Origin of the sequence: Thioclava atlantica (assembly GCF_000737065.1) — a bacterium.
Lineage (GTDB): Bacteria > Pseudomonadota > Alphaproteobacteria > Rhodobacterales > Rhodobacteraceae > Thioclava > Thioclava atlantica.
Genome location: NZ_AQRC01000014.1, coordinates 85,963 through 109,943 on the forward strand (window position 1 = coordinate 85,963; position 23,981 = coordinate 109,943).

The window sequence follows — 23,981 nt, forward strand, 5'->3', positions numbered from 1 at the left end:
GATGACCCGATACCCCCGCGATCTGCGCGGCTACGGCCCCACGCCCCCCGATCCGCAATGGCCGGGCGGCGCGCGCATCGCGATCTCGATGGTGCTGAATTTCGAGGAGGGCGGGGAGAACAACATCCTGCACGGGGATGCCGCCTCCGAGGCCTTCCTGTCGGATATTCCGGGTGCCGCGCAATGGCCCGGTCAGCGCCACTGGAACATGGAATCGATCTACGAATACGGCGCGCGCGCCGGGTTCTGGCGGCTGCATCGTCTCTTCACCGGCCTTGGCATCCCGCTCACGGTCTATGGCGTCGCGACCGCGCTCGCCCGCGCGCCCGAACAACTCGCGGCGATGAGGGCGGCAGGCTGGGAGATCGCCTCGCACGGGCTCAAATGGGTCGAGCACAAGGACATGCCCGAGGCGGAGGAACGCGCCCAGATCGCCGAGGCGATCCGCCTGCATACCGAGGTCGTCGGCGAGCGCCCGCGCGGCTGGTATACCGGGCGCTGTTCGGCCAATACGGTGCGGCTGACGGCCCAGGAGGGCGGGTTCGACTGGATCTCGGATACCTATGATGACGACCTGCCCTATTGGCTGGAAGCCGGGGATCGCGACCAGCTGGTGATCCCCTACACGCTCGAGGCCAACGACATGCGCTTCGCGACTAGCCCCGGCTGGATCGAGGGCGAGCAGTTCTTCATCTATCTCAAGGACACGTTCGACACGCTCTATTCCGAGGGGCTGGCGGGCGCGCCGAAGATGTTCTCGGTCGGTCTCCATAACCGCCTGATCGGTCGGCCCGGCAAGGTCGCGGGGCTCAAGCGCTTTCTCGATTATGCGCGGACCCGCGAGGGCGTGTGGTTCGCGACGCGCGGCGCGATCGCGGCGCATTGGGCCGCCACCCATCCGCACAAGCGCCGCGAACGCCCGAGCCGGATGAGTCGCGCCCGCTTCGTCGAGACCTTCGGCGGGATCTACGAACACTCTCCCTGGATCGCCGAGCGCGCCTTCGATCTCGAGCTCGGCCCCGCGCATGACTGCACCGAGGGCATGGCCTCCGCGCTCGCCCGCATCTTCCGCACCGCCTCTGACGCCGAACGCCTCGCCGTGCTCGCGGCCCATCCCGATCTGGCCGGAAAACTCGCGCAGGCGAAGCGCCTCACCGCCGACAGCACCGCCGAACAGGCCAGCGCAGGCCTCGACGCTCTCACCGATGACGAACGCGCGGCTTTCGAGGATCTCAATACACGCTACACCGCAAAATTCGGCTTTCCCTTCATCATCGCGGTGAAGGACAATACGAAAGCGTCCATTCTCCACGCCTTCCGCCGCCGTCTCGACCAGGATCGCGACTGGGAATTCGCCGAAGCCTGCACGCAGGTCGAGCGGATCGCGTGGCATCGTCTCAACGCCATGGATCTTTGATGGAATACACCTATTACACCCCCACCGGGGGCCTGCCCGACCAGAACCAGCGTGCCCGCGAGCGCGCGCAGTTCAACACCGCCTATGCGGTGATCCCGCGCGGGGTGCTTTCCGACATCACGATCTCGCTCCTGCCGGGCTGGGAGAAAACCCGCGCCTGGGTGCTGGCGCGGCCTCTCTCCGGCTTCGCCGAGACCTTCGCCCAGCTCATCGTCGAGGTGGCCCCGGGCGGCGGCTCCGATCATCCCGAACCCGACCCGCAGGGCGAGAGCGTGCTCTTCGTGCTGGCGGGCCATCTGCGGCTGGTGACCGACGGGCTGGGCCATGAGCTCGAGCCGGGCGGCTATGCCTTCATGGCCCCCGGGGCGCAATGGTCGCTGGCCAACGATCTCGACACCCCTGCCACCTTCGTCTGGGTCCGCAAGCGCTACGAACGCGCCCCCGGCATCGATGCGCCCGAAAGCTTCGTGACCACCGATCGCGAAAAGCCGCCGCAGGAAATGCCCGACACCTCGGGCTACTGGTCGACCTCGCGCTTCGTCGATCCGGCCGACCTGCGCCACGACATGCATGTGAATATCGTGACCTTCATGCCGGGCGGCACCATCCCCTTCGCGGAAACCCATGTGATGGAGCACGGGATCTACGTGCTGCAGGGCAGAGGGGTCTACCTTCTCAACCAGGACTGGGTCGAGGTCGAGGAAGGGGATTTCATGTGGCTGCGCGCGTTCTGCCCGCAGGCCTGCTATGCCGCCGGGCGCCGCCCGTTCCGCTACCTGCTCTACAAGGATGTGAACCGCCACCCGAAGCTCGGCGCGCCGTTCACCGGCTGACCCTGTCTTCCTCTTGACCGAAATATCCCGAGGGGGCCGCGCCCCCTTGCCCCCGCCCGCCACCGGAGCCGCACCGATGCAGATCAAGGCCAAACCGCTCACGCCCGAAGACTTCGCCCCTTTCGGCGATGTGCTCGACGCTTCGGGCGCGCCGGACAAGATCATCAATCAGGGACTCTGCGGGCGCTTCCACGACCGCGCCCGGCTCGATTTCGCGGATGGCCGGGCAGGGATCTCGATCTTCAAGGCCGCGCCGCGCGCGCTCCCCTGCAGCTGCGACCTGCTCGAGCGGCATCCCGAGGGCAGCCAGGCCTTCATCCCGATGAGCGCCGAGCCTTTCCTCGTGATCGTCGCGCCCGATGAGGGCGGCCGCCCCGGTGCGCCGCGCGCTTTTCTCACCAACGGCGCGCAGGGGATCAATCTCCTTCGCGGCACCTGGCACGGGGTTCTCACCCCGCTCGCGGAGCCCGGGCTCTTCGCGGTGATCGACCGGATCGGGCCCGGTGCGAATCTCGAGGAATACCCGCTCGCCGCGCCCTTCTCCGTCCTCGCCTGACCCCGTGCCCGCGGACAAGCGAGGGGGCATGGACACTCCCGGGGAACTTGTCGAAGCTGTGCGCAATTCGAGTCGAGGGAGGAGCAGGATATGAAGACGCGGATCGCACTCTTGCGCGAGATGGGCCGGGCGCGGCCCTATACGGACAGCAAGCCGCTCGAGATCGTGGAGGCCGAGCTGGGCGACCCGGGCCCGGGCGAGCTGCTGATCAAGATGGCGGCGGCGGGGCTGTGCCATTCCGATCTCTCGGTGATCAACGGCGATCGTCCGCGCGACATGCCGGTGGCGCTCGGCCACGAGGCGGCGGGTATCGTCGAGGCGGTCGGCCCCCATGTCACCCGCTTCCAGCCCGGCGATCACGTCGTTCTGGTCTTCGCGCCCTCCTGCGGTCATTGCGTGCCCTGCGCCGAAGGGCGGCCCGCCCTGTGCGAACCGGCGGCGGTCGCGGCGGGCAAGGGAAGCCTGATCACCGGCTCCAAGCGCATCTCCGTCGGGCAGGAGGTGGTCAATCACCATATCGGGGTCTCGGCCTTCTCCGATTACGCCGTCGTCTCCGAGGCCTCCTGCGTGAAGATCGACAAGTCGATCCCGCTCGATCAGGCGGCGCTGCTGGGCTGCGCGGTGCTGACCGGCGTGGGTGCGGTGCTCAATTCGGGCGGGCTGAAGACGGGACAGACCTGCGCGGTCGTCGGTCTCGGCGGGGTCGGGCTGGCGGGGCTGCTGGGCGCGATCGCGGCGGGCGCGCGCACGGTGATCGCCGTGGATCTCGCGCAGGACAAGCGCGAATTGGCGCTGAAACTCGGCGCCACCCATGCGATCGACCCGAGCGAGGAAGGCGCGGTCGAGAAGCTGCGCGCCCTCACCGGCGGCGGCGTCGATCTGGCGGTGGAACTGGCCGGTGCGGTCCCGGCGCTGCAATTCGCCTATGCGATCACGCGGCGCGGCGGCACCACCGTCACCGCAGGCCTGCCCAACCCGCAGGCCGAGTTCAAGATCCCCGCCGTGTCGCTCACCGCGAACGAGCATGCGCTCAAGGGCTCCTATATGGGCTCCTGCGTGCCGGTGCGTGACATCCCGCGTTTCGCGCAGATGATGGTCCAGGGCCAGCTCCCGATCCCGGAACTGATGACCCACACGCTCAAGCTCGAGGAGATCAACGAGGGCTTCGAGCGGCTCGCGGCGGGCGAGGCGATCCGGCAGGTCGTCGTCTTCGACTAGACCGCCCCGATCTCGGCCAGCAGCCAGTCGCGGAAGGCGCGCACATGCGGGGCCTCCCGCGCGCCTTCGGGCAGGATCAGCGAATAGGTCTCGCCGGTGGAGAAACGGCGCGGTGTGGCGAGGGCCAGCCGTCCCGCGTTCAGAGCCCCCTCGGCGATGATCGCGGGCACGAGGCCGATCCCCATCCCGGCCACGGCCGCATCCATGATCATGTCGAAATGATCGAAGCGCGCCCCGCGCAGGATCCGGCGCGGATCGCGCCCGCTTTCGCGAAACCAGTCGAGCCAGAGCGTGGGGCGCGTCGATTGCTGGAGCAGCGGAAGCTCCAAAAGCGCTTCGTCGTCGAGTGCCGCGCGCCCCTGCAGAAGCCCCGGCGCCGCCACGACGATCAGTTCCTCGCGCAGAAGTTCCTCGATCTCGGTTCCGGGACGTTCATGCTGGGAACGCATGATCGCAAGGTCGAAGGGCTCCTCCTGGAAATCGACCGGATGCAGCCGCGCGGTGATGTCGAGGCTGACCTGCGGCGCGATCGTCTCGAAACCCGCCAGCCGGGGGATCAGCCAGCTACGCGCAAAGCTCGGCAGAACCGCCATGCGCAGGACGGCCTGTGCCCCTCCGAACGCCATCGCCCCCATCGCCGCCGCGTCGATCCGGTTCAGGATATCATCCGCCTGGGTCAGGAATGCCTGGCCTGCGGGCGAGAGGACGAGCCGCTTGCGCACCCGGTTGAAGAGCGCGACACCGAGCCGTTCCTCGAGCGTGCCGAGCGAGCGCGAGACCGCGCTTTGGGTGAGGTTCAGAACCTCCGCGGCGCGGGTGGTCGTGCCGTGCCGGGCGCAGGCGGTGAAAGCCAGCAATTCGCTGACGGTCGGGGTATAGGCCTTGCGCATCGCGGGCGCCCTCCGGATCTTTCGTGTCGATTATGCGCCCTACTCATGAACTGCGCAATTTTAATCGTTTGCGCCTGCCGCGCGCACGCCTAGAGTCCGGTCGGGAATTGACCCCTTTGCGGTGAGGACGAGCATGAGCGAGAGACCGAAGATCAAAGCCAAGGACGCCCCGGACCTGGGCCGCTTTTCCTGGGAGGACGCGCTGCGCCTGGATGCGCAACTGACCGAGGAAGAACGGATGCTGCGCGATGCGGCGCGCGCCTATGCGCAGGACAAGCTCGCCCCGCGCGTGATCGACGCCTTCGCCACCGAAACCACCGATCCCGCGATATTCACCGAGATGGGCGAGATGGGTCTGCTCGGCGCGACGATCCCCGAGGAATATGGCGGCTTGGGCGCGGGCTACGTCTCCTACGGCCTCGTCGCGCGCGAGATCGAGCGGGTCGATAGCGGTTACCGCTCGATGATGTCGGTGCAATCGAGCCTCGTGATGTATCCGATCTATGCCTATGGCTCGGAAGAGCAGCGGCAGAAATACCTGCCGAAACTGGCCAGCGGCGAATGGATCGGCTGTTTCGGCCTGACCGAACCCGATGCGGGCTCGGACCCGGCGGGGATGAAGACCCGCGCCGAGAAGACCGCGACCGGCTATCGCCTGACCGGCTCGAAGATGTGGATCACCAACTCCCCGATCGCCGACGTTTTCGTGGTCTGGGCGAAATCCGAAGCCCATGGCGGCAAGATCCGCGGCTTCGTGCTGGAAAAGGGGATGAAGGGGCTGAGCGCGCCGAAGATCGGTCAGAAGCTCAGCTTGCGCGCCTCGATCACCGGCGAGATCGTGATGGATGGCGTCGAGCTCGGCGAGGACGCGCTGCTGCCGCATGTCGAAGGGCTCAAAGGCCCGTTTGGCTGCCTCAACCGCGCCCGCTACGGCATCGCCTGGGGCGTGATGGGGGCTGCCGAATTCTGCTGGCACGCCGCGCGGCAATACGGGCTCGACCGCAAGCAGTTCGGCAAGCCGCTGGCGCAGACCCAGCTCTTCCAGAAGAAGCTCGCCGACATGCAGACCGAAATTACGCTGGGTCTGCAAGCGGCGCTGCAAGTCGGTCGCCTGATGGACGAAGCCGATGCCGCGCCCGAGATGATCTCGCTCATCAAGCGCAACAATTGCGGCAAGGCGCTCGATATCGCACGGGTGGCGCGCGACATGCATGGCGGCAACGGGATCTCGGGCGAGTTCCAGGTGATCCGCCACATGGTCAACCTCGAGACGGTCAACACCTATGAGGGCACCCATGACGTCCATGCACTGATCCTGGGCCGTGCGCAGACGGGCCTGCAGGCCTTCTTCTGATGGCCCCGCTGGAAGGTGTGAAGGTCGTCGAACTGGCGCGTATCCTGGCCGGGCCCTGGGCCGGTCAGGTGCTCGCCGATCTCGGCGCCGAAGTGATCAAGGTGGAGGCCCCCGAAGGCGACGACACCCGCCGCTGGGGCCCTCCCTTCATCGCACGCGACGGCGACGGCCCCGAGGGCCGCTCGGCCGCCTATTTCCACGCCACCAATCGCGGCAAGCGTTCGGTCGTGGCCGATTTTCGCACCGAGCAAGGCCAGAAGATCGTGCACGATCTGGTCAAGGACGCCGATGTGGTGATCGAGAATTTCAAACTCGGGGGCCTCAAGAAATACGGGCTCGATTACGAGAGCCTTTCAGCGATCAACCCGCGCCTCGTCTATTGCTCGATCACCGGTTTCGGCCAGGACGGGCCCTATGCGACGCGGGCGGGCTATGATTTCCTGATCCAGGGCATGGCGGGCTGGATGGATCTCACCGGCGATCCCGACGGCCAGCCGCAGAAGGTGGGCGTGGCCTTCGCCGATATATTCACCGGGCTCTACGCGGTGATCGGGATCCAGGCGGCGCTGGCGGCGCGGGCCCGCACCGGGCGGGGCCAGCTCGTCGATATGGCGCTCTTGGATTGCGCGGTGGGCGTGCTCGCCAATCAGGGGATGAACTTCCTCGCCACCGGCACCGCACCGCATCGACTGGGCAATGCACATCCCAATATCGCGCCCTATGAGGTGGTGAGCGCCGCCGATGGCGATCTGATCCTCGCGGTCGGCAATGACGGGCAATTCAAACGGCTCTGCACGGTTCTCGGGCTCGATCTCGCGGAGCAGGCGGAATTCGCGACGAATGAGGCACGGGTGGCCCATCGCGAGGCGCTGCGGACGGTCTTGCTGCCTGCGCTCGCGCAATGGCCGCGCGCCGAGCTGCTGGCAGCGCTCGAGGCTGACACGGTCCCGGCGGGGCCCATCAACTCGCTCGACCAGGTCTTCGCCGATCCGCAGGTGCGCGCGCGCGGGATGGCGGTGGAGTCCGAGGGCATCCCCGGCATCCGCACGCCGATCCGGTTCTCGGATACGCCACTTGCCGATCCGAGAGCCGCCCCGAAATTGGGCCGACCGGACTGAGCCTGCTTCCTCTTGATCGAAATATCCCGGGGTGAGGCCGCAAGGCGGAGGGGCAGCGCCCCTCTCCACCCTATCCGCTGCAGGCCAGCGTCAGCGCGATCGGGATATCGCCCGGCCCGCCATGCGCATCGGGCTGGTTCACCGCGACATTCGGCACGCAGGTCTGGCCTTCCTCCGCCCCGCGGATGATCACCGGGTTCTCCTTTACCGGCACCAGCCCGGTCAGGTTCTCCGGGTCGTAGAGTTCGATACGCATTCCCTCGGGATCCTCGGGCTGCGGGAGAGCGAGCGCGAAGGCCATCGTCACCGACCCGTCCTTCACCGTTGCCTGGAAACCGTAGAGTTCGGGGTCGGGGAGTTGCGTATCCCCTTTCCAGATCCGGGTATAGAAATAGGACCCTTCGGTGTTCTGCCGCGCGGCCTCCTGCACCCCCTCCAATTCGTCCGCCTCGAACCGGCCATCGCCATTCGTATCGAAGCTTTGCAACAGCCATTGCGACACGCTCGGATCGAAGGTCCAGCTCTCACCGATATGCGTGACCTTGCCGCCCTCCATTCCGACGAGGAGACGGATGAGGATTTCGTCTTCGGGATGGGCCGGTGCGGCGAGCGGCAGCAGCGCGATCAGGGCGGGGAGGACGGCGCGGCGGATCATGGCTGGAAATCCGGTGTGCGGGCGCCGGGCGGCGCGGAGGAGGGTGGCGCTCCGAAGCTCGGGAATTCGTCGGCGCCGGGCACGGCCGCCTGCGGGGCGGGGGCGTTTTCCGACGCCGCATTGGCGGGGGTCTGCGTCTTCGGTTTCAGCTTGCCGCCCATCAGCGCGACCCCGCCATAGAGCAGCCCGATCGCGACGAGCCAGCTTCCGACGATCCGGCCCGCGATCTCGAACCAGCGCGCGTTCCAGCTGCGCAGCACGAGATACACCGCGCCGATCAGCCAGATTGCGAGCGCCGCTCCGGCCGCGAAGATCCACGGCGCGCCGCCATAGCTCGGATCCGAGAGCTTCGTGGCGAGCGCGTACATCGCGCCGACGATCAGCGCGGCGGGCTGGATCAGCACGGGGCGCGGCCAGCGCCCGAGGGCCAGCGTGGCACCGATCGCGATGGCCGAGATCGGCAGCGTGAGAAAGTGATGCGTGATCGCGCCGGGGATCTGCTGGAGCGCGGCCATGATCTCGACCCGGAACACGAGGCCCGCCGCCATGCCCGCCACCCAGAGCGCGGCCGCGGTCCCGGCTGCGCGGCGTGGCGCCAGCGCAAGCGCAATGCCGAGGCCGACGAGCGGGAAGAGCCGGGCCGCCGATACTGCATCCCGGATCAGCCAGGCGCCGGCCTCGCCGCGCTGTTCGGGCCCGAGCAGGGCCAGCGCGATCAACACGGACAGTCCGGCCAGCACCCAGAGGTGACGCAGCCAGCCCAGGCGCGCCGGGCGCCGAAAAGTCAGATCACTTGCCAAAGAGCGACAACCCTCCTTGCAGGAACCCGAGTTGCGCGGTCAGAAGGCCGAAGGCGAGTGCCAGGAAGCTGCAGCCCACCACGGCGATGAAGACGCCGAGCCCCCGTGAGACGCGCCCTTGCCGGATCGGTTCGAGCACGAGGCCCACTCCCACCCCGATCACATGGATGAAGCCGGTCGCGAGCACGAAGCCGATCGCGTAATCGGCCGGGTCCGCCGCCATCGGCAGCTCAGCACCATGCGCGTATCCGTGATAGAGCGCGAAGACCGAGATGATCGCGAGGGCCACCCATTCAGCGGGTTTCCACGCGGCCGCGATCGCGAGGCCGAGCACGATGATCGAGAGCGCAATGCCGATCTCGATGCCCGGCAGCGGCAGGCCGAGAATGCCGATCACGCCGCCCACGACCATGATCATCGGGAAGGTGACCGGAAGCGACCAGACCCGGCTTCCGCCCATCTGCGCCCCCCACAGGCCCACCGCGAACATCGCGAGGAAATGGTCGTATCCCGAGAGCGGATGTTCGAACCCCGCCGTGAAACCGCCCGAACCGGTCTGGGTGATATGGGCGGCGGCGACCTGGGGTATCATCATGGCGATGAGGCCCAGCAGGGCGGCGAGGTGTCGAAGCGGCATGGTGGGCTCTCTTTGTCGTGACGTCTGGGCAGGCATCTTACGAATGCCCGCCCGAAACTCAAGGTATCAGAGATGCCGCCCTCGTCACCATCGGTTGAGGAGCAGGTCCGCCAGCCACGATCAGCCGAACCGGCCGGTGATATAATCCGAGGTGCGCTCCTCGCGGGGGCGGGTGAAGATCTGCGCGGTCTCGCCGGTCTCGATCAATTCGCCCAGATACATGAAGGCGGTGCGGTCGGAGACCCGGCTCGCCTGCTGCATGTTGTGGGTGACGATGGCGATGGTGAAGCGCTCCTTCAGCTGGTGGATCGTCTCCTCGATCTTCGCGGTCGAGATCGGGTCGAGCGCCGAGGCCGGCTCGTCGAGCAGGATCACCTCGGGTTCCACGGCGATCGTGCGCGCGATGCACAAGCGCTGCTGCTGGCCCCCCGAGAGCGACTGGCCCGAGGCGTTGAGCTTGTCCTTCACCTCCTCCCACAGCGCCGCGCCCTTGAGCGCCGCCTGCACCCGGTCGTCGATTTCGGATTTCGCGGTGCCGTTGAGCCGCAGGCCGAAGGCGATATTCTCGTGGATCGTCATCGGGAAGGGGGTGGGTTTCTGGAACACCATCCCGACCTTCGCGCGCAGGCGGTTCAGATCGGTGCCCTTGGCGAGGATGTTCTCGCCATCGAGCAGCACCTCGCCGGTGGCGCGCTGATGCGGGTAGAGGTCATACATCCGGTTGAGAACGCGCAGGAGCGTGGACTTGCCGCAGCCCGACGGGCCGATGAAGGCGGTGACCTGGTTCTCGGGCAGGTCGAGGTCGATCCCCTTGAGGGCACGCGTCTCGCCGTAGAAGAACTCCAGATTGCGGATCGAGATGCGCGGCTTCGGGGCCGGGTCGACCTCCTGGAAGGTGAAGGGGCTGCGGTCTCGCGTGAGGGTGTCCATCAGGATTTGTCCTTCTTCGAAGTGACGAGGCGGGCGATGATCGACAGCGCCAGCACCGCCACCGTAATCAGAAGCGCCCCGGCCCAGGCCAGCGCCTGCCAGTTATCATAGGGCGAAAGCGCGAATTGGAAGATCGTGATCGGGAGAGAGGCCATCGGCCGGGTCAGATCCGCGCTGAAGAAGTTGTTCGACAGCGCGGTGAACAGAAGCGGTGCGGTCTCGCCCGAGATCCGTGCGATCGCGAGCAACACGCCGGTGACCATCCCCGCGCGGGCTGCCTTGTAGGCGATCTGGCGGATCACCAGCCAGCGCGGCGCGCCCATCGCGAGCCCGGCCTCGCGCAGCGTGTCGGGCACCAGAAGCAGCATGTCCTCGGTGGTGCGCACCACGATCGGCACGACGAGGATCGCAAGCGCGACCGAGCCCGCCAGCGCCGAGAAATGGCCCAGCGTGACCACGAGCATCTGGTAGACGAAGAGGCCGACGATGATCGAGGGCGCCGAGAGCAGGATGTCGTTGACGAAGCGGATCACCTTGGTGAGCTTCGTGAACCGCCCGTATTCGGCCATGTAGGTGCCTGCGAGGATCCCGATCGGGGTGCCGATGGCCACCGCGATCACGCTCATGATGAGCGATCCGACGATCGCGTTGCGCAGTCCGCCGACATCGTTGGGCGAGGGCGTGTCCTGCGTGAAGACCGCGAGGTTGAGCGCGCCCGCTCCCTTGAAGATCAGGTGGGCGAGGATCAGCGCGAGGACGAGGAGCCCCAGCCCCGCCGCGCCCGTCGAGAGCGCCATCATCAGCGCGTTCACCGCCTTGCGGCGGGTCATTCTGGCTTGCATCGCTTACACTCCCGCCTTGGCCTTCATCCGGCGCAGCATCCATTGTGCCGCCGCGAGGACGATGAAGGTGAGGATGAAAAGCACGAGCCCGAGCGCGACCAGCGAGGCCGTGTAGAGCGGCGTCGTCGCTTCGGTGAATTCATTGGCGATCGCGGCCGAGATCGTGGTGCCCGGCTGCAGGATCGAGGTGGTGATGCGGTGCGCGTTGCCGATCACGAAGGTCACGGCCATCGTCTCGCCCAGAGCGCGCCCGAGCGCGAGCATGACCCCGCCCACGAGCGCGGTACGCACATGCGGGATCACGATGTGACGGTTGACCTCCCAGCGGGTCATGCCGAGCCCATAGGCGCTTTCGCGCAGCATGTCGGGCACGGTCAGGAAGATGTCGCGCGCCAGCGACGCGATGAAGGGCAGCACCATCATCGCCAGGATCAGCCCCGCGGTCAGTATCCCGATCCCGTAGGGCGGGCCGGCGAAGAGATCGCCGATCAGGGGCAGCTTGCCGAGCGTCGCGATCAGCGCGGGCTGGACCACTTTCTGCATGAAGGGCGCGAAGACGAAAAGGCCCCAGATCCCGTAGATGATCGAGGGAATGCCCGCGAGCAGCTCGATCGCGATCCCGAGCGGGCGGCGCAGCGGGCGCGGGCAGGTCTCGGTCAGGAAGATCGCGATCCCGAGGCCGACGGGCACGGCGATCAGCATGGCGATGACGGAGGTGATCACGGTCCCGTAAAGAGGGGCGAGGGCGCCGAATTTCTCGGTGACCGGGTTCCATTTCTCGGTGACGAGGAATTTCGCTCCGAATTCGTGGAAGGCGGGCCAGGCGCCCATCACGAGCGACACGAAGACGCCGAGCAGGGTGAGCAGCACGATCACTGCCGCCGCGAGGGTCAGGGTGCCGAAAACCCGGTCGGATCTCGCCGCCGGGTGTGCGGCGCGCCCGCCGCTTTCATAATCCGTCGTTGCCGTCATCACGCGCTCCGCTGAAACGGGAAAAGGGAGGGCCGCCTTCGCGGCCCTCCCCGATGCATCACTGAGGGAAGGATCAGTTGTTCATCGCCCAGACGGCTTTGCCGTCTTTGCCTTTGATGTCCATCCACTCTTTCTTGATCTGAGCGACGACATTCTCGGGCATCGGGATGTAGTCGAGCTTCGCGGCCATGTCGCTGCCGTTGGCATAGGCCCAGTCGAAGAACTTCAGCGCTTCCATCGACGCGGCGCCGTCCTTGGCATCCGAGTGCATCAGGATGAAGGTCGCGGCGGTCATCGGCCAGGTCGCATCGCCCGGCTGGTTGGCGAGGATGACGCCGAAGCCCGGCTGCGACGACCAGTCGGCATTCGCGGCGGCAGCGGCGAAGGCGTCGGCCTTCGGCGCAACGCGCTTGCCGGCAGCGTTGACCATGTCGGTGTAGGTCATCTTGTTCTGCAGCGCGTAGGCATATTCGACATAGCCGATCGAGTTCGCGGTCTGATCCACGTTCGCGGCCACGCCCTGGTTGCCCTTGGCGCCCAGACCCACCGGCCATTCGACCGAGGTCGACACGCCGATATCGTTCTTCCAGCCCGCGTCGACCGCGGCCAGGTAGTAGGTGAAGTTGAAGGTTGTGCCCGATCCGTCCGAACGGTGCACGACCGCGATCGCCGCGTCGGGCAGCTTCACGCCTTCGTTGAGCTTGGCGATGGCCGGATCGTTCCACTTGGTGATCTTGCCTTCGTAGATTTTCGCGAGGGTCTCGCCGTCGAGCACCAGCTCACCCGGCTTGACGCCTTCGATGTTCACGACCGGGACGATGCCGCCCATGACGGTCGGGAACTGCACGAGGGTGTTCTTCGAAAGCTCGTCGCCGCCCAGCGGCTTGTCCGAGGCGCCGAAGGTCACGGTGCGGGCTTCGATCTGCTTGATGCCGCCACCCGAACCGATCGCCTGGTAGTTCAGGCCGGTGCCGGTCTTCTCTTTGTAGGCTTTCGCCCAGTCGGAATAGATCGGGTAGGGGAAGGTCGCGCCGGCGCCCGAGATATCGGCAGCATAAGCGCCAGCCGCGGTCACGATGGCAACGCCAGCAATCGCGGTGCTGCGGACGAGGTTGCGAAGGGTGAACATGAACTATGGTCCTTGTGTTTGTCCCAGGTGGTCGGTTCAGTGCCGCGACGAGAAAACCCGTCGCTGCCGAGGCACGGCCTAGAGGTGGTTTTTGACAGCTTTGTAACGGTTTCTCGGCCCCCCTCATGAAACGTGATCGCCCGGAGCGGGGGGGCGAGTGCCCCGGAGAACGGAGCGTCCGCGAGGGCTTCGCTGCCTGGTTTCGGGGGATGTGGGGAAGGGGGGTGTCGCGTCCCGGCGCTGGTTTTGGGAAGCCGTGGTATCGGTTTATATCGTTGATTTAAAATGACAAAAATAGACGCATTGGGTGGGCTGAAGGTGCCATCTACGCCCTTCGCTCAGAAGCCCTCGTAGAGAAGGCCGCCGTGACCGGCACTCCGTCCGAAGCGCTCCGCTGCACGCGCCATGCCGCGTGTTTTTCCATGTGACACGTCCCGACCTGCTCACATGCTTTGCACGCGCTTGTGAGGTGACGTGTTCGCGGATGTGAGATTTCGCCCTCAGTCCGGGCTTTTTTGGCGCTCGGCGTCACGTCCCCGGACGAATCGTCGCGGGCGGAGCGGAGAACGCACAGGGGCGCAGCTCGCGGCTGCAATCTGCGAGGCGGTGCACATGAAACAGGCCGCGAGCGTGACGCTCGCGGCCCCTATTGCCGAACGGATCAGGTTGGGAGTGATCGTATCAGGTTCGGCAAATGCCGTTTCAGGCCTTGGGTTCGCCGGTCTGCGGATCGAGGATCAGCGCCTTGTTCGGGGCCCGCGCCCAGTCGAACATCCCGTCGAGCGACCCCGCGATCGCGTCGAAGGACCCTTGGCCGATGCGTTGCCCGCCAAGCCAGTTGTCCTCGATGAAGCGGGTCACCGAGCTCTGGTCGGTCAGCGTGTGGTCGACATGGTTGGCCTTCGCATAGGGCGAGATCACCAGCAGCGGCAGGCGCGTGCCATAGCCGCAGCGGCCCTGCGCCGGTTGACCGTTCACGCCCGGCAGCGCGGTGCCCGCGCCGCAGCGATCGCCGTTGAGAACGTCGTAGTTCCCGACCGGGATCTTCGAGCCGTTCACGATCGCCATCGCGTGGTCGTACCAGCCGTCGGAGTCGTCATAGGCGATGACGATGGCGGTGTCCTTCCACTCGGGCGACTGTTCGATGTCGTTCACCGCCTTGACCACGAATTCCTGCTCGTCGAGCGGGTCGGAATAGCCGGCATGGCCGTCCTGGTAACCCGGCGCCTTGAGGAAGCTGACCGCCGGCATGTTGCCTGCCTTCAGCGCGGCGTAGAAATCGGTCAGGTCGTATTGGTGGTTCGCGCCGCCATCCTTGTTGGTGCCGATCACGTCGACCGAGGCCGGACGCTGGTGCGTCGGGTTCGCGGTCGAGGGGTAATACTGGAAGGGCTCGTGATGCGGGATGTAGTCGACCGGGCTCGCATTCGTCACCTGCGACGTGGTGGTGCGCGCGCAGCCGGTGGTGCCGTTCGCATTGGTCACGCCCAGATCGAAGCCACCCTCGAACCAGCCCCAGGTCACATCCGCCTCGTTGAGCAGGTCGCCGATATTGCGGCCCGTCATCAGCGCGGTCTTGCCCTTCGAGCAGACATCGCCCGTCGGGTCCAGATCCGAGATCATCGTCCAGCCACCATTGCCATCGGGCACGACACGGCCCTTGTCATAGGTGCCGTCCGCCTCGAGCTTGTAACCCGGGGGCAGTTCCATGCCGTTGGTCTGGCCCGAGACGAGGTTGATCGCGCCCGGGGTCGAGGGTCCGAAAGTGGTCGAGAAGGAATTGTCGCTCATCGCGAAATGCTGAGCGTAGTTCCACAGCGCGGTGACCGTGTTGCCGTCGTAATAGCCCATCACGAGGCCCTTGGTCACGAAGGCGCCGTCGCCGGTCTTGTCGCCGCGCCCGGTATTGACGGGGAACAGATCCATCTTGCCGCCGTTGAAGGCCGCCTGCTCGGCCGTGTAGCCGTGATCCTGGTCGGCGGTCGCTGCATGGGCGCGGCTGAGCCGGAACGGAGCCACGGCCGCGTCGGCGTTCTTCGGGTTGGTCTTGTTCGGGTTCGTGTCCAGCAGGCCGGCCGCCTCGAGCGTGTCGGCCTTGGGCGTATCGGACATCGCCTTGAAGGCAGGAACGCCATCGGGGTTCTTCGCATGCGGATAGGTGGCGAAGTAGTGATCGAAGGAGACGTTCTCCTGGAAGATCACCACGAGATGCTTGATCGGGGTCGCGGTATTGCGCTGTGCCTCTTTGGCCTGTGCGGTGGCGCCGGCCAATGCGAGAGCGGACGCGGCACTCAGCATGAGCGCGCGGGAGAAGGGGGCAGACATGGCTGTTCCTCTCGTTGAATGTTCGTAATGAATGCCGGACTGCCGCGTGCTGGGCCCTCCGGTTGGGAACCGGGGTAGGCAGACGCGATGACAGTTAGGTAACAGCCGCGATGACGTTTGATCGCGGGCAAACACGGACGCGTAAGCGCCGCGTGAGCGGGCTTAGCCCGCGCCGAGCGCGGCGGCGATCTGGTAGGTCGCGAAGGCCGCCAGATAGGCCAGCGCGAACATGTAGACGACCGCGACCCACATCCATTTCGCCGAACCCGCCTCGCGCCGGATCACCGCCAGCGTCGAGATGCATTGCGGCGCGAAGATGTACCATGCCAGCAGCGCGAGCGCCGTGGCGAGGCTCCACTGACCCGCGAGCGTGTGGATCAGCCCGCCTTCGCCCGACACGGCATAGACCGTCGCCAGCCCCGCCACCGCCACTTCGCGCGCGGCCATGCCGGGCACGAGCGCGACCGCGATCTGCCAGTTGAAGCCGAGCGGCGCAAGGATCGGGGCCACGGCCTTGCCGATCATCGCCGCGAGCGAGTAGTTGATCGCGGGCTGCGTCGCGCCCTCGGGGGGCTGCGGGAAGGTCGAAAGCGCCCAGATCACCACCATCGCCCAGAAGATCACCGTGCCGGCGCGGCGCAGGAAGACGCGGGCGCGCTGATAGAGGCCGAGCGCGATGTTGCGCGGGCGCGGCATCTTGTAATCGGGAAGGTCGAGCATCAGCGGCGCGTTGCGCTCTTCGCGCGCGAAGACATAGCGGGCGACGAAGGCGACGATCAGGACAGAGAACACGCCCGCCGCATAGAGCCCGAACATCACCAGCCCCTGCAGGCTCAGCCCGCCGAAGACCTTCACGTTCGGGATGAAGGCCGCGATGATGAGCGTATAGACCGGGATCCGGGCCGAGCAGGTCATCAGCGGCGCGACGAGGATCGTGGTGAGCCGGTCGCGGCGGTTGTCGATCACGCGCGCGGCCATGATGCCGGGGATCGCGCAGGCGAAACTCGAGAGCAGCGGAATGAAGGCGCGGCCGTTCAGCCCGGCCTTGCCCATCACCCGGTCCATCAGGAAGGCGGCGCGGGCCATGTAGCCGAAATCCTCGAGCAGCAGGATGAAGAGGAAGGTGAAGAGGATCTGCGGCAGGAAGATGATGACCGAGCCGATCCCCGCGACGATCCCGTCGGCAAGGAAGCTCTGCACGAGGCCCGCGGGCACGACCTGCGCGACGAGAGCGCCGAGCCAGCCGAAGACCGCGTCGATCGCGTCCATGAAGGGCGCGGCCCAAGAAAAGACCGCCTGGAACATCAGGAACAGGATGCCGAGCAGGATCAGAGGCCCCGCGACCGGGTGAAGGACGACGCGGTCGATCCGTGCCGACGCGGTGTCGGGCGCGGGCGGCTGCACGACATGGGCCGTCACCAGGCGCTCCGCCTCGCGCATCGCGATGCGCAGATCATGTGAACTGGGCGCTTGCCAGGTGCTGGGCCGGCGCTCGGGAAGGCCCGCCTCGAGCATCGGGTCGACCACCTCCCACAGCGCATCGAGACCGCCGCGCCGCACTGCGGTCGCGGGGATCACCGGGATGCCCAGCTCGGCGCTCAGCGCCTCGTGGTCTATCTGCAATCCGCGATGGCGCGCGATGTCGATCATGTTGAGGATCAGGACGATCGGCAGTCCGACCTTCTTGAGCTCGTTCACGAGCCGCAGCGCGCCGCGCAGGTTCGTCGCATCGGCCACGGCGAGGAGCATGTCCGGAACACGTTCGCCCGGGCGCTGCCCGAGGAGCACGTCGCGGGTCACTTCCTCGTCGGGGGAGCGGGCGCGCAGCGAGTGGGTGCCGGGCAGGTCGATGACCGAGAACTTGCGCCCTGAGGGCGTCGTCGCGATCCCGACCTTGCGCTCGACCGTCACGCCGGAATAGTTCCCGACCTTCTGGGTCGCTCCCGTCATCGCGTTGAACAGAGCCGTCTTGCCGCAATTGGGCGCGCCGACGAGGGCGGCCTCGATGGTCTGGGCGTCGGGGTCTGGCAGGATGTCTTGGGGCGCGGGTATGGCGGAGGCCGAGGTCATTCCGCGAGGATCGCCATGGCCTCGTGACGGCGCAAGGCGACCGTGGTGTCATTCACGCGCACCGCGATCGGATCGCGGCCGAACGGACCTTCATGCAGGATCTGGACCGAGGCGCCTTCGATGAAGCCGAGCTCGAGCAGGCGGCGCTCCAGTTCCTCGGCGTCGAACCCGCCCTGGGTGGCGACCGGGGACACCGAGACCAGCTTGCCCTTGAACCCGCGGCGGCACTGGCCAAGCGGGAGGGCGCTGCAAGCTTCGATCTTTTCTGGGTTGGCCATCATGCGATCAGCTCCGTGACGGGTGGGACTCGATACCCGATCTCTACACTCGGGAAATAGCGCGGAATTTGATCTCTGACAAATGAACTCTGGTATTTTTCCGGATTTGTGATCGAGAATTTTTGTCGGAAATTTAGACCGACTCTAATCTGCGCGGCAACTATCTGAAAATAAGTCGTTTCGACGAAAAAATTGAAGCGTGCCGATCCGTTCTGAATCGACACGCCTCCCTCGTATTTTTTCGCATTCCGTGGCGTCAATGCTCCCGGAAGGCACGATTCATCGAGTCCATGACCGGTTTCGCGATGTATTGCGCGAAGGTGCGCGATGCGGTCTGGATCATCACCTCGACCGGCATCCCGGGCATGGGCGCGAAGCCCGGCACCCGGCGCAATTCCGAGGCGGGCAGGCGAATCCGAGCCAGATAGACTTCGCGGGGATGGTCGCTCGAGCGCTCCATGATCGCATCGGCGGAGATGTAATAGACCTCGCCGAGAAGGATCGGAGTCGTGCGCTGGTTGAGCGCTGAGAGCCGCACCGAGGCCTGCTGACCCACCCTGATCGCGTCGATATCGGTCCGGGCGATCATCGTCTCGATGATGAGGGGCGCTTCGGAAGGCAGGATCTCCGCGATCACCTTGCCGGCCTCGATGACGCCACCTGCGCCCGAGTAGTTCAGCCGCACCACCGTGCCCGATACCGGGCTGTCGATCACCACGCGCTTGAGCACGGAGTTGGCCTTGCGCTCCTGCTCCCGCACCGAGTCGAGTTCGGCCTGCACGGTTTCCAGCTCGTCGAGCGCGGCTTGCCGGTGGGTCTCGATCGTCTGGGTCTTCTGCGCTTCGTATTTCGCACGCATCTCCTCGCTTTCAGAGACCTCGGCCTGAAGGCGTCCGATCTGCCCTTCGGCATCCGCGATCGCGCGGCGCAAGGCGTTCAGTTCCGAACGCCGGATCAACCCGTTGTCGTAAAGCTGCGCCTTGCTGTCGTGATCGTCGCGCAGAAGCTCGAGCTGCGCGCGCGAGGCGCCGAGCTGGGCACGATACCCGTCGCCGCGACTGTCCATCGCAGAGATGTTGCGCGAGAGAAGATCGAGTTCGCTTTGCACCTTGGCCTTCGTCACGTCGAAGGAAAGCTGTTGCGAGTCGAGCATCGCCGCAATCTCGGGATCCCTCCGCGCGGCTTGCAGCCAGTCTGGATAGACGAGTTCCTTCCAGCCGTCATACTCGGCAAGAATCCGGGTTTCCATCGCCTCGAGCCGGGCACGTCTCAGAAAGAGCGCCCGCTCGTTCGCAAGCGCGGAGGTTTCGTCGAGCCGCATCAGCGGCTGGCCCGCGGTGACGAAATCACCCTCGGAGACATGGATCTCCTTGATGATCCCGCCCTCGAGATGCTGGATCATCTTGTTGCGGCCCGTGGCGACGAAGGAGCCGGGCGCCATCACGGCGGCGGCGAGCGGGGCGGTGAACGCCCAGACGCCGAACCCGCCGAAGGTGAGCGCGAAGATCGCGAAGCCGACGAACACGAGGCCACGGATCGAGCGCGGGACCTCGGAGAACCACTCATGCGCGGTGGCATCTGTAATCTGCATGCTCATGCCGGGGCTCCTTCAAGCGATTGGGGCCCGCGAGGCTGCCGAACCTGCATCTCCTGTGGGCGCTTGCGTCTGTCGAGTTCGCCGAGGACCTGATCGCGCCAGCCGAACATCGCGATATTGCCGTCGGCAAGCAGCATGATCTTGTCCACCGAGCTCAGCAGAGAAGGCTTCTGCGTGACGACCACCGTGGTGATCCCGCTTGCCTTGGCATGGCCGAGCGCGCGAACCAGCGCGGCGTCGCCGGCCGTGTCGAGATTCGAGTTCGGCTCGTCGAGCACCACGAATTTCGGGTCTCCGAAGAAGGCGCGGGCGAGACCGATCCGCTGTTTCTGCCCCCCCGAGAGCGGCGCGCCATCGGCGGCAACCACGGTTTCGTAGCCCTGCGGCAGGCTCGCGATCATCTCGTGGACATCGGCGAGCGCGGCGGCGCGATGGATCGCGGCGTCATTCGCATCCTCGCGCATCCGGGCGATATTGGCCTTGATCGTGCCGGGGAACAGCTGCACGTCCTGCGGCAGGTAGCCGATGCATTCGCCGAACTGACGCGGATCCCAGTTGCGGATATCCATCAGGTCGAGCCGCACCGCGCCCGAGGTCGGAAGGATCGCGCCCACCAGCATCTTGCCCAGGGTCGTCTTGCCCGCTCCCGAATTGCCGATGATGGCCAGCTGGTCGCCAGGAGCGAGCGAGAAGGTCAAGGCGTTCAGGACGACATGCTTGGTGCCCTGCGGGACATAGAGAAGCCGCTCCACGTCGAGGCGCCCCTCGGGCTTGGGCAGGCGCAGCTTGTCGTTGCGGCTCTTGGCGGTCGCGAGAAGGTTGCCGATCCGCTCATAGGCGCCGCGCGCCAGCAGGAACGAGTTCCAGCCCTCGATCGAGCCTTCGATCGGGGCGAGCGCGCGGCCTGCCACGATCGAGGCGGCGATCACCATCCCGCCGGTCAGTTGCCCGTCGAGCGCCAGATAGGCGCCCCAGCCGAGCATGCCGATCTGGGTGAAGAGGCGGAACATGCGCGAGGCCGAGGCGGTGAAGACGTTGCGGTCCTGTGCCTCCGTCTGGGCCTTGAGCGAGGTCGCGGTGTCGCGTCCCCAGATCGCCACGGCCTCGGGGATCATCGCCATCGCGTTGATTATCTGGCTGTTGCGCGACATCGACTCGAGGTGGAGGTTCGCCCGGGTCTGCGCGACATTCGCGCGGCGGAACCCGTCACTGGTGATCTTCTGGTTGATCCAGGCGAAGAGCGCGAGGATCAGTGCGGTCACCACCACGATCATCCCCAGATGCGGGTGGATCAGGAACACCGCCAATACGAAAAGCGGTGCGAAGGGCACATCGAGAAAGGACAACAGCGTCCCCGAAACAAGAAAGCTGCGCAGCGCGCCGAGATCGCCCAGAACCTGGTATTCGCGCCCGTTCGAATGGAGCGATGCCTGGGCCGCGGCCGAAAGGACCGGCGCGCCGAGCCGGGAGGCGACGTCCACCGCCGAGCGCATCAGCACCAGCCTGCGCACCGCATCGAGCATGGTCTGCACGACGATCGCACCGACGATGACGATGGTCAGCATCACCAGCGTATCGGTGGAGCGCGAGGTGAACACCCGGTCGGAGATCTGGAACAGATAGATCGGAATGGCCAGGATGAGGACATTCGTCGCACAGGTCATCAGCGCCACGAAGGCGATGTTCGTGCGCAGGCGCCGCTTCACCTCACCCAGGCTGCGCGAGTAATCGACCGGCCCGAGCCGCTTGTGAAACGTCGGTGTGGAGGGCGGCGCGGGTGGGGAGCCGGAGGCTTCACGAGCGGGGACACGGCTCGCCTCCTGAGGGGTTTCCACACCACCCTCCGACCGGCCGGAGACGTCGCTTTCGCTTCGCTCCGCTCCGGGTTCCTTGGCCCGCTGTTCGGGGCTCAGGATCAACCTGTCGCTATTCTCTGTCCCGTCGCCGTATTCCTTCGCCTCTCCCGAGGCCCCCGCCACCGAGTCTTTCATTCCCCTTACCCCTCTTTTCGCATCGTGCGCTGTGCGCCCCCTCAGGCGAGCACGCTATGCATTGCGTCCAGCGAGCTCGATGACCCGTCGGGCATCGGGCTCGTCTGGAATTCGTCATCGCTCAGTGCGGGCGCCTCTCCGAGCATGCTGTCCGCGAGAAAGACCACCGCCTCGGACGCGAGTCCGTCCATGCCCCCGCCCAGGTTGCCCGGCATCTGGTCTCCCGCGATCAGCCCCGACTGCCAGAGCACGGCGTCGGAATAGACCCCGTCCGAGGCCATGATCGTGCTGTCCACGCCCGCAATCGTGAGACCCGCCACATTCGCGAGAATGTTGTCGCCGGCGGCAATCTGCAGGCCATCCGGGCCGTCCACCGAGATCAGATCCGCATCGTTGAGCAGGTTGATCTGGGTGAGCGTGTCGCGAATGATCAGATCGCCCTCGATCCAGAGCACCCGAAGCGCTCCCAGTCCCGCCAGAAGCGGGTCCGCGAAGAGCGACTCGACCGCGCCATAGGCTCCGGCGTCGGGCGTGCCGTCATAGGAAAGCGGGTCGCCCGCGGCCCGGCCGGCCGAGATTTCCGCGAGCTGGTCGAGCGTTGCCTGGAAGCGGGCGCTCATCTCGGCGCTCGCATCGACGCCGATCCGGTTCAGGCTCGCTTCGTTCCATAGCAGGTTCCCGTGGCTCGTCAGGGCGGGATCCCAGGCCCCGGCTCCGCCACCCATGATGAGATCGTCATCGAGCAGGACGTTGATCTGCTGGATCTGGGCGATTTCGATCATGTTGCCGCCGACCATGATCACGTCGAAACGCGAGCCGAGTTCGAGCAGCGTCTCGAGGTTGACCACCGAGTTGCCTCCGAGCGAGATCTCGGCCTGACACTCGCCGAATTCGTAGCTCACGATATCGCTGTCGGAGATGGTGTTGATCTGGGTGATGCGATTGTCGATCGTGAGATCGCCGCCGATACAGGTCATCGCGATCAGGGGCGTTCCGGTCGGGGTCGCGATATTGAGAAACTGCGCGATGTTCGAGTCCTGGGTGAAGCTCGCGATGTTCATCGCTTCAGATGCGGGATCCCCTGCGCCGCCATGCGCGAACGCGGAATTGCCCGGCGTGAAATCGAGATCGCGCATCACGTTGATCTGCGAAATGAGCGAGAGCGACTGCATCATGCCGCCCACCGCGATGACGGGCGCGTCGATCCAGTCATGCGCGACCTGGATCTGGTTGAGCAGGAGGTTGTCTCCGGTCTCGAGCGTCTGGGTGAATTCGAACGGGTCGGCGCTCGCGGTCTGCCCGGAGACGGAGCCCGCGGCGCCATCCTCGACATCGATCACGCCGGGCATGTCGGTCGCATCGCCCTCCTCGTCGTCACCGCCGTGCCGGGCTTCGAGACGGACGGCGAGCGTGTCGGGAATCTCTTCGAGGATCTCCCCGTTCACCACCGGTGCGCCGGCAAAGGCGGGGTGGGAAGCGGGTGCATCCTGCGTCTCGGAGGCGGTCTCCGACATCGCGTCACCCGTTTCGGTCCGGGCCAGGATCGTTTCCGTGCGGAAAAGATATGCCTCGGCGCCTTCGGGGACCGCATCGGGGTCGAGGCCTTGGACCGTTTCGTTGAAGGCTTCGGCTTGCGTCGCCGCGCTCGCCCCGAGCGGGGGGATCGAAACCGAAAGGGCGTCCGCCACCTGCGCCAGCTCGACGAGTTTCGCCGCGCTCGCCTCGGGGCCGTACTGATCGTACAGATCGTTCGAGATCTCGAGGGGACGGTTGAACAGGATGTCGTTGTCGATCAGCCGGTTCGTCTGCACCGTGATGTGGATCACCGACGAGGGGGGCGGAAGCGTCAGGAAATAATCCGGCGGGATCGGCACGTTCGGGAACCTGGTCAAAGGCGGCTCGACGAATTCCGGCGCGCGCAGGCCGGCCGTTTCGGGCCCCAGCCGGGGCAGGGTGTCGACGGGGACAAGCCACGGAACGGGCTGGCCCGGGTCGCCGGGAAAATAGGGTCTTGCGGCCGGGTCGAACCCGTCCAGCGCGTAATCGGAGCTGACATTGACGTTCACGCTCAGAATCGAGCCGGGCTCGTCTTCGGCCAGCTTCAGACCGCGGAAGGCGTCGTAATCCTGCCGTGCGGCCAGTTTTTCGGTGGTTTGTTGGAAGGCGCCGATGAAATGGGCAATGATTTCGGTCTGACGATCTAGCATGTCACCCTCCCTGTAGCGCTGTCCCGAACGTGGCGCGTTCCTGCGTCGGGTTCGGGATTTCCGGTCGTTTCACTCGCATCGACCGGTCGGGCCGCCATTCGGATATCGGCGCTGTAACGGAGGCCCGGAAAAGAGATGCGGCGCGCCCCCGGTTGGGAGGGC

At 66.1% G+C, this 23,981-nt stretch carries 20 protein-coding genes; 6 read left to right on the forward strand and 14 right to left on the reverse strand.

Annotated elements, in window-relative coordinates; translation table 11 throughout:
• Position 1: 1 nt before the first annotated feature.
• From puuE to DW2_RS15640, 4 genes are all read left to right on the forward strand, one after another.
• Positions 2-1,417: an allantoinase PuuE gene (gene puuE / locus DW2_RS15625; RefSeq protein ID WP_038148007.1), complete on the forward strand. Its 1,416-nt coding sequence runs from the start codon at positions 2-4 to the stop codon at positions 1,415-1,417.
• Positions 1,417-2,250: a bifunctional allantoicase/(S)-ureidoglycine aminohydrolase gene (locus DW2_RS15630; RefSeq protein ID WP_038148008.1), complete on the forward strand. Its 834-nt coding sequence runs from the start codon at positions 1,417-1,419 to the stop codon at positions 2,248-2,250. Before puuE ends, DW2_RS15630 begins: the two co-directional genes overlap by 1 nt.
• Positions 2,251-2,326: 76 nt before the next feature.
• Positions 2,327-2,806 (forward strand): ureidoglycolate lyase, encoded by a 480-nt coding sequence (locus DW2_RS15635; RefSeq protein ID WP_038148009.1) that lies wholly within the window; start codon positions 2,327-2,329, stop codon positions 2,804-2,806.
• Positions 2,807-2,896: 90 nt separating this feature from the next.
• Complete coding sequence (locus DW2_RS15640) at positions 2,897-4,024, forward strand: zinc-dependent alcohol dehydrogenase family protein (protein ID WP_038148010.1); 1,128 nt, start codon at positions 2,897-2,899, stop codon at positions 4,022-4,024.
• Here the strand turns inward: DW2_RS15640 and DW2_RS15645 are convergent.
• Entirely contained in the window at positions 4,021-4,914 is an 894-nt protein-coding gene (locus DW2_RS15645; RefSeq protein ID WP_038148011.1) for a LysR substrate-binding domain-containing protein, read from the reverse strand. The two genes, DW2_RS15640 and DW2_RS15645, sit on opposite strands and share 4 nt — an antisense overlap.
• A 133-nt stretch (positions 4,915-5,047) precedes the next feature.
• Between DW2_RS15645 and DW2_RS15650 the strand changes: the two genes are divergently transcribed.
• Together DW2_RS15650 and DW2_RS15655 are read left to right on the forward strand one after the other, a co-directional pair.
• Positions 5,048-6,268, forward strand: coding sequence for an acyl-CoA dehydrogenase (locus DW2_RS15650; protein WP_038148013.1), 1,221 nt, complete (start codon positions 5,048-5,050; stop codon positions 6,266-6,268).
• On the forward strand, positions 6,265-7,386 hold the full coding sequence (locus tag DW2_RS15655) for a CaiB/BaiF CoA transferase family protein (RefSeq protein ID WP_038148014.1): 1,122 nt from the start codon (positions 6,265-6,267) through the stop codon (positions 7,384-7,386). The genes DW2_RS15650 and DW2_RS15655 overlap by 4 nt, the downstream gene beginning before the upstream one ends.
• A 70-nt stretch (positions 7,387-7,456) precedes the next feature.
• Here DW2_RS15655 and DW2_RS15660 read toward each other — a convergent pair whose 3' ends face one another.
• The 13 genes from DW2_RS15660 to DW2_RS15720 all read right to left on the reverse strand — a co-directional run bounded on the left by DW2_RS15660 (position 7,457) and on the right by DW2_RS15720 (position 23,819).
• Positions 7,457-8,041 carry a DUF1007 family protein gene (locus DW2_RS15660; RefSeq protein WP_038148015.1) on the reverse strand — a complete coding sequence of 195 codons (585 nt, stop codon included), beginning with the start codon at positions 8,039-8,041 and terminating at the stop codon, positions 7,457-7,459.
• Positions 8,038-8,841 (reverse strand): hypothetical protein, encoded by an 804-nt coding sequence (locus DW2_RS15665; protein WP_038148016.1) that lies wholly within the window; start codon positions 8,839-8,841, stop codon positions 8,038-8,040. The genes DW2_RS15660 and DW2_RS15665 overlap by 4 nt, the downstream gene beginning before the upstream one ends.
• On the reverse strand, positions 8,831-9,478 hold the full coding sequence (locus DW2_RS15670) for a HupE/UreJ family protein (protein WP_156102994.1): 648 nt from the start codon (positions 9,476-9,478) through the stop codon (positions 8,831-8,833). The genes DW2_RS15665 and DW2_RS15670 overlap by 11 nt, the downstream gene beginning before the upstream one ends.
• A 120-nt stretch (positions 9,479-9,598) precedes the next feature.
• Positions 9,599-10,408, reverse strand: a complete 810-nt coding sequence (pstB, locus tag DW2_RS15675) for a phosphate ABC transporter ATP-binding protein PstB (protein WP_081875023.1) — start codon at positions 10,406-10,408, stop codon at positions 9,599-9,601.
• The gene (gene pstA / locus DW2_RS15680; protein ID WP_038148017.1) at positions 10,408-11,250 is read right to left on the reverse strand and encodes a phosphate ABC transporter permease PstA; all 843 of its coding nucleotides are present in this window, start codon (positions 11,248-11,250) and stop codon (positions 10,408-10,410) included. Before pstA ends, pstB begins: the two co-directional genes overlap by 1 nt.
• A 3-nt stretch (positions 11,251-11,253) precedes the next feature.
• Positions 11,254-12,222, reverse strand: a complete 969-nt coding sequence (pstC, locus tag DW2_RS15685; RefSeq protein ID WP_081875024.1) for a phosphate ABC transporter permease subunit PstC — start codon at positions 12,220-12,222, stop codon at positions 11,254-11,256.
• A 73-nt stretch (positions 12,223-12,295) separates the two neighbouring features.
• Positions 12,296-13,351 (reverse strand): phosphate ABC transporter substrate-binding protein PstS, encoded by a 1,056-nt coding sequence (pstS, locus tag DW2_RS15690; RefSeq protein WP_038148019.1) that lies wholly within the window; start codon positions 13,349-13,351, stop codon positions 12,296-12,298.
• 702 nt (positions 13,352-14,053) lie between these two features.
• Positions 14,054-15,676, reverse strand: a complete 1,623-nt coding sequence (locus DW2_RS15695) for a phospholipase C (protein WP_038148020.1) — start codon at positions 15,674-15,676, stop codon at positions 14,054-14,056.
• 162 nt (positions 15,677-15,838) lie between these two features.
• Positions 15,839-17,746, reverse strand: a complete 1,908-nt coding sequence (feoB, locus tag DW2_RS15700) for a ferrous iron transporter B (RefSeq protein ID WP_081875025.1) — start codon at positions 17,744-17,746, stop codon at positions 15,839-15,841.
• Entirely contained in the window at positions 17,743-18,024 is a 282-nt protein-coding gene (locus tag DW2_RS15705; RefSeq protein ID WP_051856258.1) for a FeoA family protein, read from the reverse strand. The genes feoB and DW2_RS15705 overlap by 4 nt, the downstream gene beginning before the upstream one ends.
• Positions 18,025-18,280: 256 nt before the next feature.
• Positions 18,281-19,621 carry an HlyD family type I secretion periplasmic adaptor subunit gene (locus tag DW2_RS15710; protein WP_038148021.1) on the reverse strand — a complete coding sequence of 447 codons (1,341 nt, stop codon included), beginning with the start codon at positions 19,619-19,621 and terminating at the stop codon, positions 18,281-18,283.
• A complete protein-coding gene (locus DW2_RS15715) occupies positions 19,618-21,612 on the reverse strand; it encodes a type I secretion system permease/ATPase (RefSeq protein ID WP_081875026.1) in 1,995 nt (664 codons plus the stop codon). The genes DW2_RS15710 and DW2_RS15715 overlap by 4 nt, the downstream gene beginning before the upstream one ends.
• 41 nt (positions 21,613-21,653) lie before the next feature.
• Positions 21,654-23,819, reverse strand: a complete 2,166-nt coding sequence (locus DW2_RS15720; protein ID WP_038148022.1) for a hypothetical protein — start codon at positions 23,817-23,819, stop codon at positions 21,654-21,656.
• Between the last annotated feature and the right edge of the window lie 162 nt (positions 23,820-23,981).

Excerpts from the sequence above, each read along its gene's own strand:
- DW2_RS15705 (WP_051856258.1), bottom strand. The coding sequence starts at position 18,024 with ATGGCCAACCCAGAAAAGATCGAAGCTTGCAGCGCCCTCCCGCTTGGC.
- pstA (WP_038148017.1), bottom strand. The coding sequence starts at position 11,250 with ATGCAAGCCAGAATGACCCGCCGCAAGGCGGTGAACGCGCTGATGATG.
- DW2_RS15695 (WP_038148020.1), bottom strand. The coding sequence starts at position 15,676 with ATGTCTGCCCCCTTCTCCCGCGCGCTCATGCTGAGTGCCGCGTCCGCT.
- DW2_RS15710 (WP_038148021.1), bottom strand. The coding sequence starts at position 19,621 with ATGAGCATGCAGATTACAGATGCCACCGCGCATGAGTGGTTCTCCGAG.
- DW2_RS15715 (WP_081875026.1), bottom strand. The coding sequence starts at position 21,612 with ATGAAAGACTCGGTGGCGGGGGCCTCGGGAGAGGCGAAGGAATACGGC.
- pstC (WP_081875024.1), bottom strand. The coding sequence starts at position 12,222 with ATGACGGCAACGACGGATTATGAAAGCGGCGGGCGCGCCGCACACCCG.
- DW2_RS15670 (WP_156102994.1), bottom strand. The coding sequence starts at position 9,478 with ATGCCGCTTCGACACCTCGCCGCCCTGCTGGGCCTCATCGCCATGATG.
- DW2_RS15720 (WP_038148022.1), bottom strand. The coding sequence starts at position 23,819 with ATGCTAGATCGTCAGACCGAAATCATTGCCCATTTCATCGGCGCCTTC.
- DW2_RS15635 (WP_038148009.1), top strand. The coding sequence starts at position 2,327 with ATGCAGATCAAGGCCAAACCGCTCACGCCCGAAGACTTCGCCCCTTTC.
- DW2_RS15640 (WP_038148010.1), top strand. The coding sequence starts at position 2,897 with ATGAAGACGCGGATCGCACTCTTGCGCGAGATGGGCCGGGCGCGGCCC.
- DW2_RS15660 (WP_038148015.1), bottom strand. The coding sequence starts at position 8,041 with ATGATCCGCCGCGCCGTCCTCCCCGCCCTGATCGCGCTGCTGCCGCTC.
- puuE (WP_038148007.1), top strand. The coding sequence starts at position 2 with ATGACCCGATACCCCCGCGATCTGCGCGGCTACGGCCCCACGCCCCCC.
- DW2_RS15650 (WP_038148013.1), top strand. The coding sequence starts at position 5,048 with ATGAGCGAGAGACCGAAGATCAAAGCCAAGGACGCCCCGGACCTGGGC.
- pstS (WP_038148019.1), bottom strand. The coding sequence starts at position 13,351 with ATGTTCACCCTTCGCAACCTCGTCCGCAGCACCGCGATTGCTGGCGTT.
- DW2_RS15645 (WP_038148011.1), bottom strand. The coding sequence starts at position 4,914 with ATGCGCAAGGCCTATACCCCGACCGTCAGCGAATTGCTGGCTTTCACC.
- pstB (WP_081875023.1), bottom strand. The coding sequence starts at position 10,408 with ATGGACACCCTCACGCGAGACCGCAGCCCCTTCACCTTCCAGGAGGTC.
- DW2_RS15630 (WP_038148008.1), top strand. The coding sequence starts at position 1,417 with ATGGAATACACCTATTACACCCCCACCGGGGGCCTGCCCGACCAGAAC.
- feoB (WP_081875025.1), bottom strand. The coding sequence starts at position 17,746 with ATGACCTCGGCCTCCGCCATACCCGCGCCCCAAGACATCCTGCCAGAC.